At 55.1% G+C, this 15,675-nt stretch carries 16 protein-coding genes; 11 read left to right on the top strand and 5 right to left on the bottom strand.

Features of this window, described 5'->3' with window-relative positions; translation table 11 throughout:
- The first annotated feature begins 255 nt into the window (after positions 1-255).
- Positions 256-1,689: a PTS glucose transporter subunit IIBC gene (gene ptsG / locus KGP17_RS10760; protein ID WP_021804710.1), complete on the top strand. Its 1,434-nt coding sequence runs from the start codon at positions 256-258 to the stop codon at positions 1,687-1,689.
- Positions 1,690-1,822: 133 nt separating this feature from the next.
- Here ptsG and KGP17_RS10765 read toward each other — a convergent pair whose 3' ends face one another.
- The 3 genes from KGP17_RS10765 to KGP17_RS10775 form a co-directional block, all read right to left on the bottom strand.
- The gene (locus tag KGP17_RS10765; protein ID WP_059200560.1) at positions 1,823-1,975 is read right to left on the bottom strand and encodes a type I toxin-antitoxin system Hok family toxin; all 153 of its coding nucleotides are present in this window, start codon (positions 1,973-1,975) and stop codon (positions 1,823-1,825) included.
- A 444-nt stretch (positions 1,976-2,419) separates the two neighbouring features.
- Positions 2,420-2,572, bottom strand: a complete 153-nt coding sequence (locus KGP17_RS10770) for a type I toxin-antitoxin system Hok family toxin (RefSeq protein WP_021804709.1) — start codon at positions 2,570-2,572, stop codon at positions 2,420-2,422.
- Between the two features lie 441 nt (positions 2,573-3,013).
- Entirely contained in the window at positions 3,014-3,166 is a 153-nt protein-coding gene (locus KGP17_RS10775; protein ID WP_021178298.1) for a type I toxin-antitoxin system Hok family toxin, read from the bottom strand.
- A gap of 315 nt (positions 3,167-3,481) precedes the next feature.
- Between KGP17_RS10775 and KGP17_RS10780 the strand changes: the two genes are divergently transcribed.
- Positions 3,482-4,078: a GNAT family N-acetyltransferase gene (locus KGP17_RS10780; protein ID WP_223499282.1), complete on the top strand. Its 597-nt coding sequence runs from the start codon at positions 3,482-3,484 to the stop codon at positions 4,076-4,078.
- A gap of 64 nt (positions 4,079-4,142) precedes the next feature.
- Here the strand turns inward: KGP17_RS10780 and KGP17_RS10785 are convergent, their stop codons facing one another.
- Positions 4,143-4,898, bottom strand: coding sequence for an SDR family oxidoreductase (locus tag KGP17_RS10785; protein WP_223499283.1), 756 nt, complete (start codon positions 4,896-4,898; stop codon positions 4,143-4,145).
- A gap of 167 nt (positions 4,899-5,065) precedes the next feature.
- Here KGP17_RS10785 and KGP17_RS10790 point away from each other — a divergent pair, with 167 nt between their 5' ends.
- The 9 genes from KGP17_RS10790 (at position 5,066) to KGP17_RS10830 (ending at position 11,853) form a co-directional block, all read left to right on the top strand.
- Positions 5,066-5,374 (top strand): helix-turn-helix domain-containing protein, encoded by a 309-nt coding sequence (locus KGP17_RS10790; RefSeq protein WP_223499634.1) that lies wholly within the window; start codon positions 5,066-5,068, stop codon positions 5,372-5,374.
- Positions 5,375-5,504: 130 nt separating this feature from the next.
- Positions 5,505-5,855 (top strand): purine nucleoside phosphoramidase, encoded by a 351-nt coding sequence (gene hinT, locus KGP17_RS10795; RefSeq protein ID WP_021178295.1) that lies wholly within the window; start codon positions 5,505-5,507, stop codon positions 5,853-5,855.
- A gap of 12 nt (positions 5,856-5,867) precedes the next feature.
- Positions 5,868-6,257 carry a YcfL family protein gene (locus KGP17_RS10800; RefSeq protein ID WP_218519447.1) on the top strand — a complete coding sequence of 130 codons (390 nt, stop codon included), beginning with the start codon at positions 5,868-5,870 and terminating at the stop codon, positions 6,255-6,257.
- 25 nt (positions 6,258-6,282) lie between these two features.
- A complete protein-coding gene (gene lpoB / locus KGP17_RS10805; protein ID WP_037374848.1) occupies positions 6,283-6,864 on the top strand; it encodes a penicillin-binding protein activator LpoB in 582 nt (193 codons plus the stop codon).
- A complete protein-coding gene (locus tag KGP17_RS10810; protein WP_218519446.1) occupies positions 6,845-7,708 on the top strand; it encodes a phosphotransferase in 864 nt (287 codons plus the stop codon). Before lpoB ends, KGP17_RS10810 begins: the two co-directional genes overlap by 20 nt.
- 37 nt (positions 7,709-7,745) lie before the next feature.
- The gene (gene nagZ, locus KGP17_RS10815; RefSeq protein WP_223499284.1) at positions 7,746-8,765 is read left to right on the top strand and encodes a beta-N-acetylhexosaminidase; all 1,020 of its coding nucleotides are present in this window, start codon (positions 7,746-7,748) and stop codon (positions 8,763-8,765) included.
- A 76-nt stretch (positions 8,766-8,841) separates the two neighbouring features.
- Positions 8,842-9,384: an alpha/beta hydrolase YcfP gene (ycfP, locus tag KGP17_RS10820; protein ID WP_021804703.1), complete on the top strand. Its 543-nt coding sequence runs from the start codon at positions 8,842-8,844 to the stop codon at positions 9,382-9,384.
- A gap of 332 nt (positions 9,385-9,716) precedes the next feature.
- Positions 9,717-11,021 carry an NAD(P)/FAD-dependent oxidoreductase gene (locus KGP17_RS10825; protein ID WP_037374843.1) on the top strand — a complete coding sequence of 435 codons (1,305 nt, stop codon included), beginning with the start codon at positions 9,717-9,719 and terminating at the stop codon, positions 11,019-11,021.
- 295 nt (positions 11,022-11,316) lie between these two features.
- Positions 11,317-11,853: a glycine zipper 2TM domain-containing protein gene (locus KGP17_RS10830; protein ID WP_166734786.1), complete on the top strand. Its 537-nt coding sequence runs from the start codon at positions 11,317-11,319 to the stop codon at positions 11,851-11,853.
- Positions 11,854-11,964: 111 nt separating this feature from the next.
- Here KGP17_RS10830 and mfd read toward each other — a convergent pair whose 3' ends face one another.
- Positions 11,965-15,441, bottom strand: a complete 3,477-nt coding sequence (mfd, locus tag KGP17_RS10835; RefSeq protein WP_223499285.1) for a transcription-repair coupling factor — start codon at positions 15,439-15,441, stop codon at positions 11,965-11,967.
- Between the last annotated feature and the right edge of the window lie 234 nt (positions 15,442-15,675).

The following is a 15,675-nucleotide window of genomic DNA, read 5'->3' on the forward strand; positions in this document are numbered from 1 at the left end:
CACCCGTTTCAGGGGAACGGTCGGGCAAATTTTCATCTTTCTTCACAAAAAGTAGACGATTTTTGAAAAATGGCCGGTCAGATTCATCGAAACGTGACTGCCATCAAACATTGTTCAGGGTATTTATTTTACTCTGCGTAAAAATTAAAGGGGTGCTCAGACACCCTGAAAATGCAGGGGTTTTCTCTCCCCCCTCTGCAACGCGAAAATTCGCGAGAAGTAGCAAAGCACTATTACTCAGGAGCACACTCAACTATGTTCAAGAACGCATTTGCCAACCTGCAAAAAGTAGGTAAATCGCTGATGCTGCCGGTTTCCGTATTGCCTATCGCAGGTATCCTGCTGGGCGTGGGTTCCGCCAACTTTAGCTGGCTACCGCTGGTAGTCTCTCACGTGATGGCGGAAGCCGGCGGTTCCGTATTCGCCAATATGCCGTTGATCTTCGCTATCGGTGTTGCCCTGGGCTTCACAAACAACGACGGCGTTTCTGCATTGGCCGCGGTAGTGGCTTACGGCATCATGGTGAAAACCATGGCCGTGGTTGCGCCGCTGGTGCTGCATTTGCCAGCCGAAGAGATTGCGGCCAAACACCTGGCGGATACCGGTGTGCTCGGGGGGATTATCTCCGGTGCCATTGCTGCCTACATGTTTAACCGCTTCTTCCGCATTCAGTTGCCAGAATACCTGGGCTTCTTTGCCGGTAAGCGTTTTGTGCCGATCATCTCTGGTCTGGCCGCTATCATTCTGGGTGTGATCCTCTCCTTCATCTGGCCACCAATCGGTACGGCTATTCAGACCTTCTCCGAATGGGCGGCTTATCAGAACCCTGTGGTGGCATTCGGTATCTACGGTTTTGTTGAGCGTGCGCTGGTACCGTTTGGCCTGCACCACATCTGGAACGTTCCGTTCCAAATGCAGATTGGTGAATATACCAATGCGGCCGGTCAAGTGTTCCACGGCGACATTCCACGTTACATGGCGGGTGACCCAACTGCGGGTATGCTGTCTGGTGGCTTCCTGTTCAAAATGTATGGTCTGCCTGCTGCCGCGATTGCCATCTGGCACTCAGCCAAGCCGGAAAACCGTGCCAAAGTCGGCGGTATCATGATCTCCGCTGCGCTGACCTCGTTCCTGACCGGTATTACCGAGCCGATCGAGTTCTCCTTCATGTTCGTTGCGCCGATCCTGTACGTAATCCATGCGATCCTGGCCGGTCTGGCGTTCCCAATCTGTATTCTGTTGGGTATGCGTGACGGTACCAGCTTCTCACACGGCCTGATTGACTTCATCGTACTGAGCGGCAACAGCAGCAAAATCTGGCTGTTCCCAATCGTTGGTGTCATCTACGGTCTGGTGTACTACACCATCTTCCGCGTGCTGATTGCCAAACTGGATCTGAAAACCCCTGGCCGTGAAGACAATGCTTCCGAGCAGGTGGCTCAGGGCGGTTCTGAAATGTCTGCTGCGCTGGTTCAGGCATTCGGCGGTAAAGAAAACATCACCAACCTGGATGCCTGTATTACCCGTCTGCGCGTTAGCGTGGCCGACGTATCCAAGGTCGACCAGGCTGGTCTGAAGAAACTGGGTGCTGCCGGTGTAGTTGTGGCTGGCTCAGGCGTTCAGGCGATCTTTGGTACCAAATCCGACAACCTGAAAACCGATATGGATGAATACATCCGTAACAACTGATTCAGGTAGGGGAGTTAATGGGGAGGCTTAGGCCTCCCTTTTTTTATGGGTTGATTAACAACATGGGGAGGGGCGCTCATGGATCTCAGCTCAAACAACCAACAGGCGGGGCAAGCCCCGCCGTTGGGTTGCCTTACCTTGCGGATTCGTAAGCCATCATGGCCGCAACCTCCGTTTCTCCGCTACGAATGCGGATCTCACAGAGTCTTTTCCTGGTCATCCAGGTAAACACCAGTACGGTGATACAGAGAATAACCAGGGACATTACTACTAATTTTTGCGGCATGATAGCCTCCTTGTCCTTGCCTTTCGGTGGGTATGAGGCTACCTTTATGGTGTTTGGGCATAAGAGTGGCCTCGGGTTGATTTATATCGATTCGGGGCTTTTCTCTTTCTATCCCTTGCTCATGCTCAGGACAAAAAGATCCAGAGCACCCACGCGAATTTTACCCCTAATCCCGCCGGGTAATAAATCAGCGCTTTGTTACATAGAACAAGTAAGCTGAACCGGCTCTGTGCTCATCCTTGTTATTTATTGGTTTTTTGTCCGTTTCTTGCGGTGACGAATTTCTATATAACTCATTGGTTTTTTTTGCATCTGTTTTTCTTACCTATGCTATGGCGGCTGCGGGCTCTTTTGTGTGGGATGGCTTAACAAGATAGGGAGGGGCGCTCATGGATCTCAGCTCAAACAACCAACAGGCGGGGCAAGCCCCGCCGTTGGGTTGCCTTACCTTGCGGATTCGTAAGCCATCATGGCCGCAACCTCCGTTTCTCCGCTACGAATGCGGATTTCACAGAGTCTTTTCCTGGTCATCCAGGTAAACACCAGTACGGTGATACAGAGAATAACCAGGGTCATTACTACTAATTTTTGCGGCATGATAGCCTCCTTGTCCTTGCCTTTCGGCGGGTAAGAGGCTACCTTTATGGTGTTCATGCATAAGAGTGGCCTCGGGTTGATTTACATCGATTCGGGGCTTTTCTCTTTCTATCCCTTGCTCATGCTCAGGACAAAAAGATCCAGAGCACCCGCGCGAATTTTACCCCTAATCCCGCCGGGTAATAAATCAGCGCTTTGTTACATAGAACAAGTAAGCTGAACCGGCTCTGTGCTCATCCTTGTTATTTATTGGTTTTTTACCCGTTTCTTGCGGTGACGAATTTCTATATAACTCATTGGTTTTTGCACCTGTTTTTCTTACCTATGCTATGGCGGCTGCGGGCTCTTTTGTGTGGGATGGCTTAACAAGATAGGGAGGGGTGCTCATGGATCTCAGCTCAAACAACCAACAGGCGGGGCAAGCCCCGCCGTTGGGTTGCCTTACCTTGCGGATTCGTAAGCCATCATGGCCGCAACCTCCGTTTCTCCGCTACGAATGCGGATCTCACAGAGTCTTTTCCTGGTCATCCAGGTAAACACCAGTACGGTGATACAGAGAATAACCAGGGCCATTACTACTAATTTTTGCGGCATGATAGCCTCCTTGTCCTTGCCTTTCGGTGGGTAAGAGGCTACCTTTATGTTGTTGGAGCATAAGAGTGGCCTCGGGTTGATTTACATCGATTCGGGGCTTTTCTCTTTCTATCCCTTGCTCATGCTCAGGACAAAAAGATCCAGAGCACCCACGCGAATTTTACCCCTAATCCCGCCGGGTAATAAATCAGCGCTTTGGTACATAGAACAAGTAAGCTGAACGGGCTCAGTGTACACCCTGCTTAATTTGTTGGTTTTTTTCCCTGTTTATTGCGATGCTGATGGCTGTCCATCGATGCTGCAAGAGAGGGAAAAATGCCCAACCCATCCGTGCTCAAACCATCAACGTTGATCGGCAATCAAATCGAACTACGACCCTTGCAGCCAGAGCACCGTGAGGCAATGCTGAGCGCCGCTGCTGATGGCGAACTGTGGAACCTGAAGGTGACCGCAGTGCCCAGTGCCAGTACGATCGACAGTTATATCGCCACTGCCGTGGCGGGCCGTGATGCTGGTTCCATGCTGCCGTTTGTCATTGTTCAGCGGGATAGCGGATGCATTATCGGCAGCACCCGTTTCTGGAAAATCGACCGGGGTAATCGCAAAATGGAAATCGGCCACACCTGGCTGAGCCAATCGGTGCAGCGCACCGGCGTGAATACCGAAGCGAAATACCTGCTGCTCAACTATGCCTTTGAGGTTTTACAGGCGGTACGGGTGCAGTTCACCACCGACGAACTGAACGACAGGTCACGCGCGGCAATTCTGCGCATTGGTGCCAAGCAGGAGGGGATTGTACGCCATGAGCGCATCATGCCCGACGGGCGCAAACGTAACTCGGTCAGGTTCAGCATCATCGATGATGAATGGTGTGGGGTGAAAGCCAGGTTAGACGTTTTGCTGAAGCGCTAAACGTGTGGAACAAACAGTGGCATGATCTCATTGGGCGCAGATGCAGCGCCCCTACAACAGCCTTTCAACTCCGCGCTAAATTCCCCACGCCACCGTCGATCAGCAGTTCACTGCCCACCATGTAGCTGGATTCGTCAGACGCGAGGAATACGGCGGCTTTGGCCAATTCCAGCGTGGTCCCCATGCGGCCAATCGGCACCAGCGCGTGGATCTCTTCGCGCAACGCCTGTTCAGCCTGTGCCGGTAAACCCAGCTTGCCCAGTGCCGGAGTTGCCGTTGGGCCAGGGCTGAGGCCGTTGACGCGAATTCCGCGCGGATGCAACTCGGCTGAAAGTGAACGCGCCAAAGACAAAATCCCGGCTTTACTGGCGGCATAGACGCAGCTTTGCGCCAGGCCAATATGCGCGCTGACGGAACCACACAGGATCACCGAGGCAGGGTTGCCCAACAACGGCAACAGAGCCTGGATCAAAAACAGTGGGCCTTTGAGATTGGTGTTCATCAGTTGGTCATAACGCTGCTCATCCCATTCCTGCAACGGCAGGTGGGTGACATCACCGGCGTTGATATACAAGATATCCAACCGGGGCCAGCTTTTAGCCAACTGCGCGGCCAAAATCGGCTGTTGGCCGATATCCCCGGCGTCATTGTGCAACAGCACGACATCCCCTAGCATTTCGCCAGCCGCTGTTAACCCGCTTGCGCTGCGCCCGGTGATTGCCACGGTCGCTCCTTCGGCAATAAACTGCCGGGCCGTCTCCAGCCCGATGCCGCTGGTTCCCCCGGTAATCAACGCGTATTTACCTGCTAATCGTGACATAACCCTTCCTCTCGTTGGTCAGTTACGCCATTATTGGTCTGTCAGTACCTTTTGCATAGTAGGTACCATTTGGATACTAAAGGACAAGGTGGGATGCAATGGCGTCAACAGTGAAAGGGCAGGTTGAAAAAAATTATGCGTTACCGCCTGCGGGGGAGCCGTGCCCGATGGTGAGCTTCGTCAATTTGGTTTCGGGCAAATGGGCCATCCCAATCCTGTATCGCCTGATGGTGATCGACGGCCCGATACGCTTTAGCGAATTACAGCGCGCGGTGGCGCCAATTGCGCAAAAAGAGCTGACGCGTCAGCTCCGCCAGTTTGAACAATGCCGTCTTGTCACTCGCCAGGTGTTTCCAGAGGTGCCACCACGGGTGGAGTACCAGATAACGCCGCTGGGTAAAACGTTGCGCCCCACGTTAGACTCGTTGGCTGCTTGGATGCGTGACCATGCGCCTCAGTTGATCGGTAGCCAATAACCGCCGGTAAACTAGTAAGGTTGAGTGATTCTCCATCATTCGATACGGAAAGTGCGCAATCGGGTTGATAGCAGTAGAATTTGTCACGATACTGCGTAAACCAATATTTTCGCTGAACAAGGAGTTCCAGATGGCCGAAGAAACGATTTTCAGTAAAATTATTCGCCGTGAAATCCCTGCCGATGTGGTCTACCAGGACGAACTGGTTACCGCATTTCGTGATATTTCCCCACAGGCACCGACCCATATCCTGATCGTGCCGAACGTGCTCATTCCAACGGTGAACGATGTGACCGTGGAACACGAGGCCGCATTAGGCCGTATGATCACCGTGGCGGCCAAAATTGCCGAGCAGGAAGGGATTGCCGAAGACGGTTACCGCTTGCTCATCAATTGCAATCGTCACGGCGGGCAGGAGGTCTATCATATTCATATGCATTTAGTGGGTGGGCGCGCTCTGGGCCCGTTGTTGTCACGTTAACCGAGGAAGACCATGCGCTATATTAACACGACGCGTTACTTGATGGCGCTGGTGCTCCCCGCCGCGATACTGATGGGCTGTAGCAGCCCGAAGGGCATCTCGGTCAATGAACGGCAAACGGTGGTGATGGATTCACCGGTACTGACGGCAGGTATTCTGGCGGATAACCCGTCTATTGCCGACGCGTCTGGCCGTCTGCGGGCCAGTTCGGTGCTCAGCAACACCCAGACGACGCCGGTGACCCTCCACTATCGTTTCTACTGGTATGACAAACAGGGGCTGGACATCCTGCCTTTTGAACAGCCGCGCACGGTCACCGTCGCTGCCAATTCAGACGCCGAGATTTATTCGTTGAATGGCAACCTTGATGCCAAGCGTGTACGTCTGTATTTATACTTATAAGTTTTGGGTTACGTTGGAGAAGGTAATGAAAAAGTTCCTATGGGTGGCGCTGGCCGCGTTGGTGTTAACCGGTTGTCCATCACGCCCGCCAGAGCCTACGGCACCGGTGACGGTAGAGCCACAGCCGCAACCAGAGCCTCAGCCTGAACCGTTGCCACCAACCACCGAGCCGGTGCCACAGCCGCCGAAGATCCAGCAGCTTGACTGGCTGGGCAGCGTGCAGCCGTTGGTCAATCAGATGCTGAAGGCCGATGGCGTCACGCCTGGCAGCGTATTGCTGTTGGACAGCGTGAAAAACAATACCAATGGCTCATTGAGCATCGGCAACGCTACCTCGGCGCTGCACCAGGCTTTGGCATCCAACAAGACCTTTGCCGTCGTGCCGGAAGCGCAGTTGGCGAGCGCCAAACAGACGCTGGGCCTGTCGGCGGAAGATAGCCTCGGGTCGCGCAGCAAGGCGATTGGCTTGGCACGCATCGTCAACGCGCAATACGTGTTGTATAGCGCCGTCAGTGGCGATGTGAAGTCACCGTCGATGGAAATGCAGCTGATGCTGGTGCAAACCGGTGAGATCGTCTGGTCAGGCAATGGCGACGTCAAATACTGAATCCCAGCTGCGGCGACTCTTGAGTAACAGACTGCCGGCGGTAAATACCGCCGGTTGTCATTTTAGCCTGGTACAAGGGTTGAGCGGCGAGAGCTGGCGGATCGACAGTGGCGATGTGCAACTGCTGGCCCGTCCGCAGACGCCGGAAAAACGCATGCTCGGCGTTAACCGTCGGCGTGAGGGGCAAGTGCTGAAGCGCGCTGGATTGGGCATAGGTCCAAAGGTGTGGTTACAGAGCCCTGAGTGGTTGATCGTCGAATGGCTTGCCGGTGAGAGCGTTGACGAAACGGCGTTTGCTTCCATGCTGGCCAACGGGGAGTTGGCAGCGCTGACCGCTCGGCTGCATAACCGAGGGTTGAGTGGTTACCGGCTGGATCTGCAACAGCAATTTACCCGCTATTGGCAGCAAATTGATCGCCGGCGGATCACTCCTGGTTGGCTGCGTTGGCAGCGCTATTTCATCAACGGCACCATGCCGCGCCCGTTGCAGTTGGCAACGCTGCACATGGATATTCATGCCGGCAATCTGCTGCGACAGACCGGGCAGCTCAGGCTGATCGACTGGGAGTATGCCGCCGATGGCGATATCGGCCTGGAGCTGGCGGCGATGTTTCGCTTCAATCAATTTTCCCCGGCTGTGCAACAACGCTTTTTGGAGCAATATCAACCCCACGGCTATGCCGATTTGCCGCAGTTGGCCTCACAGGTCCAGCGTTGGTTGCCGTGGGTGGATTATCTGATACTGATGTGGTGTGAAGTGCGCTGGCAGCAGTGTCGGGATGCGGAATTTTTGCGTTGGGGCGCAGCGTTATACCGGCGTTTTTGTTTATCATCGTCAAACTAATCATGAATACTGATGTGAGGTGGCCGTGGGCCCAGTAATGCTAGATGTCGTCGGCTATGAGCTGGACGCAGAAGAACGCGAGATTTTAAAACACCCGCTGGTAGGGGGCCTGATCCTGTTTACCCGCAACTTTGCCGATCCGCAGCAGCTGCGTGAGCTGGTTCGCCAGATCCGCGCGGCCTCGCATTCGCGACTGGTGGTGGCGGTTGATCAGGAAGGCGGGCGTGTGCAGCGCTTTCGCGAAGGTTTTACCCGCTTGCCGGCGGCGCAGTCCTTTGCGGCGCTCAACGATGCTCAGGAAGGCGGGCGTCTGGCTCAGGAAGCTGGCTGGCTGGTGGCCTCGGAAATGATTGCCCAGGATATCGATATCAGCTTTGCCCCGGTATTGGACATCGGCCACGCCAGTGCGGCAATTGGCGAACGTTCTTTCCATAGCGATCCGCAGCAGGCGTTAGTGATGGCCGAACGCTTTATCCAGGGGATGCACAGCGCCGGGATGAAAACCACCGGCAAGCATTTCCCAGGGCATGGCGCAGTCACGGCGGACTCGCATAAAGAAACTCCGCGCGATCCGCGGCCATTAGCCCAAATCCGCGAACATGATATGACTATTTTCCGCGATCTGATCCAACGCGGATTGCTGGATGCCATCATGCCAGCCCATGTTATCTATACTGAAGCAGACCCGCGCCCGGCCAGCGGCTCGCCTTACTGGCTGCAGCAAATCTTGCGTCAGGAGCTAGGCTTTGAGGGCGTGATCTTCTCTGACGATCTGTCGATGGAAGGGGCGGCGATCATGGGCAGCTATGCCGAGCGTGGCCAGGCGGCGCTGGATGCCGGTTGCGATATGATCCTGGTTTGTAATAATCGGGCAGGGGCGGTCAGCGTGTTAGATAACCTGTCCCCGGTCAAAGTAGAGAAATTGCAGCGGTTATATCATCGCGGTCAGTTCACCCGTCAGGAACTGCGCGATTCCGACCGTTGGCAAAAAGCGCATCATGCGCTGAGTCAATTGCATGAACGCTGGGAAGAGCATAAGCAACGCTCAGCGGGGTGAACGGCCAGGGCGCCGCATGAAGGCGGCGTTAATAATGGGGGCTGCCAGCGGCCCCCAGCTTGTTGCGAGGAACCACATGATTATCTATTTGCATGGCTTCGATTCCACCAGTCCCGGCAATCATGAAAAGATTATGCAGTTACAGTTCATCGATCCGGACGTGCGCTTTATCAGCTACAGCACTTTGCATCCGCGCCATGATATGCAGCATTTATTGAAAGAGGTGGACAAGGCGGTTCAGCAGGAAGGGGATGTCCATCCTCTGATCTGCGGCGTGGGTCTTGGGGGCTTTTGGGCCGAACGTATCGGTTTCTTGTGCGGTATCCGTCAGGTGATCTTCAACCCGAACCTGTATCCGGAAGAACATATGCACGGCAAGATCGACCGGCCGGAAGAGTATCGCGATATCGCCACAAAATGCGTGGATGATTTCCGTGAGAAGAACCGTGATCGCTGCCTGGTGGTGCTTTCTCGTCAGGACGAAGTGTTGGACAGCCAGCGTAGTGCCGAGTTGCTGCACAAGTATTATGAAATCGTCTGGGATGAACAGCAGAGTCACAAGTTTAAAAACATCTCGCCACACCTTCAGCGCATCAAGGCATTCAAGACGCTGGCGTAACAGTTTTATAACGCATGACCAAGCCGTAGCTGCTGCTCCCTAAGGGCGGCAATTGCGGCTTTTTTGTTTTTATCGAGCCCGTTTTCGCCGGTGGGTAGCAAAGTGCAAAACTGTGATCTCACGCTAACTATTTGAATCACAATCCTCAAAAAAGCCCTTCGTCCAGCCTTTAACCAAAAAACTTTGACGTACATCAATTTTGGTATGACCAAATAACCTCTCGTGTTATTCTGGCCCCAGATTGCAGGTTTAACTTAAGCGAACCCTATGTATTCTAAGGATATTATTTATTTACCCTTAGGCAACAATTGGTTCACATTCAGGGGGTCATTTTGACAACGCCAAAGAAGAAAATCGTTATTGTCGGCGGTGGTGCCGGTGGTCTGGAGCTGGCAACCAGCCTGGGCCATAAACTGGGTCGTAAGCATAAAGCGGAGATCACGCTAGTGGATCGCAACCACAGCCATCTGTGGAAGCCGTTGCTGCATGAAGTGGCTACCGGCTCTCTGGATGACGGTGTGGATGCGTTGAACTACCTGGCGCATGCGCGTAACCACTTCTTCAACTTCCAACTGGGTTCACTGGTCAACATTGACCGTGAAAATAAAACGTTGCAGTTGACGCAGATCTGCGATGAGCAGGGTTGCCAGCTGGTTCCCGCCCGCGAGTTGAGCTACGACATCCTGGTGATGGCGCTCGGCAGCACCTCGAACGACTTTGGCACCCCAGGGGTAAGAGATAACTGCATCTTCCTGGATAACCCGAATCAGGCGCACCGTTTCCATAACGAGATGTTGAACCTGTTCCTCAAGTTCTCTGCCAATCCAGAAGAGAAGGAGAGCGTGAATATCGCCATCGTGGGCGGTGGGGCTACCGGCGTTGAGCTGTCGGCAGAACTGCATAACGCGGTCAAACAGCTGCACAGCTACGGCTTTGAAGGGCTGGATAACAGCGCCTTGAAGGTTACCCTGGTTGAAGCCGGTGAGCGTATTCTGCCAGCGCTGCCGCCGCGTATTTCCGCAGCGGCGCACCAGGAACTGAACAAGCTTGGCGTACGGGTATTAACCAATACTATGGTGACCAGCGCCGATGAGCATGGCTTGAACACCAAAGGCGGCGAATTTATCAATGCCGATCTGATGGTGTGGGCAGCGGGCATCAAGGCACCGGACTTTATGAAAGAGATTGCCGGGCTGGAAACCAACCGCATCAATCAACTGGTGGTTGAGCCAACGCTGCAAACTACCCGCGATGCCAACATCTTTGCTATTGGTGACTGCGCGTCCTGTCCACGTGAAGGCGGCGGTTTTGTGCCACCACGGGCACAGTCTGCCCACCAGATGGCATCACGTTGCTATAGCAATATCCTGGCGATGATGCACGATCAGCCGATGAAGCCTTACGTTTATAAGGATCATGGTTCACTGGTCTCGCTTTCCCGCTTCAGCACCGTAGGTAGCCTGATGGGCAACCTGATGCGTGGTTCGATGATGGTCGAAGGACGTATCGCCCGCGTGGTGTATATTTCGCTGTACCGTATGCACCAGGTAGCGCTGCACGGCTATACCAAAACCGGCCTGATGATGCTGGTGGGTGGTATCAACCGCGTGATCCGTCCGCGCTTGAAGATGCACTAATGTTTTAACCCACTAGTTCGGTTGATGAAAACCCACGTAGGCTTGCCGCGTGGGTTTTTTCTTGCCGTGAGAGAGGGGACCGGCAGGGATAGGATTCTTCTCAATTCATTGGTTTTGGCCCGTTTTCAGGGTGTTTTGCTCATTGAGTCTTATTGCGAGGGTGAACTTCCTTGTGCAGACTTTAGGGCGTTTACAGACGGCGCGTCACGCACGCCGTAAACCGGGGAAATCGCCTGTGAGCAATGCGAGTTTGCCCGGTGCATAATGCGTGGTAACACATTCAGGAGGATTTCCTGTGAACAAATCAATGTTAGCCGGTGTTGGGATTGGTATTGCAGCCGCTCTGGGAATTGCTGCCGTAGCTGGTCTGGACGTATTCACTCCCGGCCCACAATATGCGCAGGTTCTCGCCGCAACACCGATCAAAGAAACCATCAAAACCCCTCGGCAGGAGTGCCGGAACGTCACGGTGACCCATCGTGCGCCGGTCCAGGATGAAAACCGCATCGCTGGCTCCGTGCTGGGCGCGGTTGCTGGGGGGGTGATTGGTCACCAGTTTGGCGGTGGCCGTGGCCGTGATGTTGCGACCGTAGTAGGTGCGTTGGGGGGGGGCTATGCCGGTCACCAGGTGCAGGGGGCCTTGCAAGACAACGACACTACCACCAGCACGCAGCAGCGCTGCAAAACGGTGTATGACAAATCGCAGAAAACGCTGGGCTATGACGTGACTTACAAGATTGGCGACCAGCAGGGCAAAATCCGCATGGATCACGATCCAGGCACCCAGATCCCGCTGGATAGAAGTGGCCAGTTGGTGCTGACCAAGGTCTGATCTTCGGAGTTTACCCTCGGCCCAACCCTCTCCACAGGGAGAGGGAGCCGTTCTGGCGTCCTTATCAGGGAACGGCTTTCCCCTTAAAAGGGCGCTAGAACGGTGCAGTAATCAAGCTGCCAAAGTATGCTCTCTGAACGCCGCCAGCAGCTCGCCGATAAACTTCAGTCGTTCGGACCGGTCAGTGAGATCCAGCATAAACTTCAGCTTGGTTGGCCCATCCAGGCGGTAAACCTGCGGTTTGCTTTGCAGCAAGCCAATCAGATAACCCGGATCGACCCGGTTCTTCTCGCCAAACTCGATAAAGCCCCCGCGCTCGTTGCCTTCGATACGCTTGATCCCCAGTATCTGCGCCTGTTGACGCATCGCCGCGCTTTGCAGCAGGTTACGCGCTGCATCCGGCAGCAGGCCAAAGCGATCGATCAGCTCAACCTTCAGTTCTTCCAGTTCACCCTCATTTTTAGCGCTGGCAATGCGTTTATAGAAGGACAAACGGGTATTCACGTCGGGGATAAAGTCATCGGGCAGCAGCGCTGGCATGCGCAGTTCCACTTCCGTCTGATTGCTGGTGAGATCTTCCAGTGAAGGCTCACGCCCGTTCTTCAGGGCGTCGACGGCGCTTTCCAACAGCTCCATATACAGCGAGAAGCCCACGGTGGTCATCTGGCCGCTTTGGTCTTCCCCCAGCAGCTCCCCAGCACCACGGATTTCCAAATCGTGGGTGGCGAGCGCGAACCCGGCCCCTAAATCTTCCAGCGAGGCAATCGCTTCCAACCGCTTGTGTGCGTCGGTGCTCATGACCTTCGGGTTCGGGGTTAACAGATAAGCATAGGCCTGATGGTGCGAACGCCCGACACGGCCACGTAGCTGATGCAATTGTGCCAGGCCAAAGCGGTCTGCCCGTTCGATAATGATGGTATTGGCGCTGGGGATGTCGATGCCGGTTTCAATAATGGTGGTACAAACCAGCACGTTGAAGCGCTGGTGGTGGAAATCGTTCATCACCCGTTCCAGATCGCGTTCCCGCATCTGGCCGTGGCCAATGGCAATCCGTGCTTCTGGCACCAGCTCCGCCAGGCGTTCGGCGGCCTTATCGATATTCTCGACGTCGTTATACAGGTAATACACCTGGCCGCCGCGCAGTACCTCACGCAGGATGGCCTCGCGCACCACCAGGCTGTCGTACTCACGGACAAAGGTTTTCACTGCCAGACGGCGGGCCGGTGGGGTAGCAATGATCGACAAATCGCGCATGCCGCTCATGGCCATATTCAGGGTGCGTGGGATTGGCGTGGCGGTTAACGTCAGAATATCTACGTCTGCACGCATTGCCTTGATACGCTCTTTGTGACGTACGCCAAAGCGGTGTTCTTCATCAACCACCAACAGCCCCAGATCTTTCCAGCGCAGATCGCTCTGCAACAGCTTATGGGTGCCAATGAGGATATCGACCTTGCCCTCGGCCGCCTCTTCCAGGATCTGCTGCTGCTCTTTGGCGCTGCGAAAACGCGACATCATTTCGATGCGGATGGGCCAGGTGGCAAAGCGATCGCGGAAGTTGTCGAAGTGCTGCTGCGCCAGCAGGGTTGTCGGCACCAGTACCGCGACCTGCTTACCGTTTTCGACGGCCAGGAAGGCGGCACGCATCGCGACTTCGGTTTTACCAAAGCCAACGTCGCCGCAGACCAGACGATCCATCGCCAGTGGCTGGCACATATCGCTCAGCACCGCGTTGATGGCCTGTTCCTGATCTGGCGTGGTCTCAAACGGGAAGGTCTGGCAGAACAGTTGATACTGCTCACGATTATGTTTGAACGCAAAACCGCTCTTGGCGGCACGTTGGGCATAGATGTCCAACAGCTCGGCGGCCACGTCACGCACGCGTTCGGCGGCTTTCTGCCTGGCTCGCGACCAGACATCCCCGCCAAGCCGGTGCAGCGGGGCGTTCTCGTCGGCTCCTCCGGCATAGCGGCTGATCAGGTGCAGGGAAGAGACCGGCACGTACAGCTTGTCTTCACCGGCGTAGGAGAGGATCAGATATTCCGCCTTGATGCCCCCAGCTTCCAGCGTGGTCAGGCCAACGTAGCGGCCAACGCCGTGTTCCAGATGCACCACTGGCTGCCCTGGGTGCAGCTCTGCCAGGTTGCGGATCAGGGTATCGGTATTGATGGTGCGGCGATTATCCTGCCGACGACGGCTGACGCGCTCACCGAGCAGATCGCTTTCACAGATCAACGCCCGATCACGCAGCGTATCCAGGAAGCCACGCTCGGAGGCTCCGACCATCATGTAACGGCCCGATGCTTCGACCTCATCCAGATGATGGATCAGACTGGTACTCAGCTTGATGCGACCAAGCAGATCTTGCAGGGTTTCACGGCGGCCTTCACTCTCTACCGAGAAGACCACGCCACCGGTGAAGCTTTCAATAAAGCGTCGCAGATTATCCAGTGGGGCCTTCTGCTGGGCCTGGACGGCGAGATCCGGCAGGGTTTGATAGCCCAGGTTGGTGCAACCGGCTTTGGCAGGCAGCTCCTCGGTTTTCAACGCCATTCGCGGCCAGGCTTTCAGCTCGGCAAATAGCGCATCGACCCGCAGCCATAGGGTATCCGGGGCCAGCAGCGGCCGCATCGGATCGATCCGCCGGTTCTCATAGCGTTGATTGACATCGAGCCAGAAACGCTCGGCTGCTCCCTCCAGGTTGCCGGTGTTGACGAGCAGCGTATTGGCTGGCAGATAGCTGAACAGTGAGGGCAGAGGCTGGCTGAAGAACAGCGGTTGCCAGTATTCGATACCGGCAGGCCAGGTGCCTTTACTCACTTGCTGATAAATATGTTCGGCGTCGCGACGCACTTCAAACTGTTCACGCCACTGGCTACGGAACAGCTCAATGGCGGCCTTATCGGTCGGGAACTCGTGCGCTGGCAGCAGGTTGATGGCGTCCACTTCGCTCAACGTACGCTGGTTATCCACATCAAAGGTGCGCAGGCTGTCGATCTCGTCGTCGAAAAAGTCGATGCGATAAGGTTCTTCGCTGCCCATGGGATACAGGTCAAGCAGCGCTCCGCGCGTAGCAAATTCGCCATGCTCCATCACTTGGTCGACGCTGCGATAACCGGCCTGTTCCAACTGTGCCCGCAGCAGATCCCGCGAAAGTCGTTGGCCCTTTTTCATCACCAACGCATGGCCATGCAGGAACTCATGCGGGCAGACGCGTTGCATCAGCGTATTCACCGGCAGAATGATGATGCCGCGTGCCATGGTCGGCAGATGATACAGGCTGGAAAGCCGCGCCGAGATGATTTCCTGATGGGGCGAGAAGCTGTCATATGGCAGCGTTTCCCAGTCGGAAAGGGTGGTCACCATCTGATCGGTAAACTGCTGGATTTCGTCACGCAACCGCAATGCATTCTGCATATCCGGGGCGATGAGCATCACCGGGCCGGGATGGCGTTCGGCGATTTCGGCGCATTCAACGGCACAGGCAGAACCGGTGAGCTGCCCTAGCTGGCGTAAATCGCCCGCGCGGTCAGGAAGAGAGTAACGGTAGGAGGATGCGGAGCTGCGGCTTTTATCAGAAATGCTCATTCAGTTATCTTTAATCAATGAATTGAATAACAGTTTTTGTGGTGTTCACCGTGGCGCTCGACGCGTGAATACCACAAAATCCTGTTTACCTGGCGTTTGGCTAAAGCTGACTCGTTCTCCCTCACCCCAACCCTCTCCCCAAGGAGAGGGAGCTGGAACGGTGTTGCGGTTAGGTAACGGAGTATGGCTAAGGCACATTCGGTTCCCTCTCCCTTTGGGAGAGGGGGCTATAAA

The sequence above is a fragment of the Serratia sp. JSRIV001 genome, assembly GCF_019968745.1.
Taxonomy (GTDB): domain Bacteria; phylum Pseudomonadota; class Gammaproteobacteria; order Enterobacterales; family Enterobacteriaceae; genus Chania; species Chania fonticola_B.